At 58.6% G+C, this 1,144-nt stretch carries 1 protein-coding gene; it reads right to left on the minus strand.

Features of this window, described 5'->3' with window-relative positions; genetic code table 11:
- Positions 1-68 precede the first annotated feature (68 nt).
- Positions 69-1,070, minus strand: coding sequence for an IS30 family transposase (locus tag J2Y48_RS25305; RefSeq protein WP_310424405.1), 1,002 nt, complete (start codon positions 1,068-1,070; stop codon positions 69-71).
- Positions 1,071-1,144: the final 74 nt, after the last annotated feature.

The raw sequence follows: 1,144 nt of genomic DNA on the forward strand, positions 1-1,144 counted from the left end.
CAGGACATTCTAACTTTGCGGTGGAGAATCGACGCCAAGTGCAACATGGGCGTGTGAAGGGTAGGGGATCACCCGCCTTCGCGCAAATGCGCCATGAACATCTCTGCAGGTGTTCTGAAGCCAAGGCACTTGCGTGGCAGTGAATTGAGGTGATGGGCGAGGGCGACGAGTTGGGACTGATCCACCGTGGCCAGATCCGTGTCGCCGGGCATGAAGCGGCGGATGCGCTTGTTGGCGTTCTCGACAGCACCTTTCTGCCACGGCGAATTGGGATCGCAAAACCAGCTCCTCGCGCCGATCCCATCTTCCAGAGCCCGATAGCCCATGAACTCGGTTCCACGGTCGAAGGTGAAGCTGCGGCGAGCATGCGAAGGCAGAGGCGAGAACGCGTGGATGATCTTGTCCATGATCGGCCGTGAGTGCCGGCTCCTGTTTTTGATCATGACCGTGTAGCGGCTCTTGCGCTCGACGAGGGTGGTGATGTTGGCTTCACCGAGCTCGCGGCGAAAGATCAGCAGGTCGCCTTCCCAATGACCAAAGTCCGAACGATCGCCAATGAATTCAGGTCGTTGACCGATCCTGCAATCGATCGGGATACGCGAACCGCGTGGCTGGCGGGTTCCGCGCCGTCGCCGTTTGCGCCGCGCCTCGGGAAGGTGGCGGTAGAGCCCCAACGCATAGTCTTCCTTGGAATAGATGAAGCGATAGATCGTTTCCGGGCAAATGCGGACGGGACTCACGCCATCGGCAACCAGGCGACCAGCGATCTGCTCCGGCGACCAATGCGCCTTCAGTCGATCGATCACGAACACGCGCAGATCGGAATGCCGCCTGAGCTTGCGCAAGCGCCGCCGACGTTCCTTGGCGATGTCGTCAGCAACGGTGCAGTAGTAGCCGCTATATTCGGGAAACTCGGCATCTTGAAACGTATTGCGTCTCAGTTCGCGATAGATCGTCGAGCGGTGACGGCCAAGCAGGCGCGCGATCTCGCTAACAGGGACCTTGCGTTCCTTCAGATGGTGGAGCCGTCGGCGATCGGGCAGGGAAAGCTGCGAATAGCAAAGCGACACGAGAAATATCTCCAATGCGAAACCATTGTTTTTATTGGCATGTCGCACTTGGAAATAGAATGTACCCGGCTACA

This window comes from Mycoplana sp. BE70, from assembly GCF_031455855.1.
Lineage (GTDB): Bacteria > Pseudomonadota > Alphaproteobacteria > Rhizobiales > Rhizobiaceae > Mycoplana.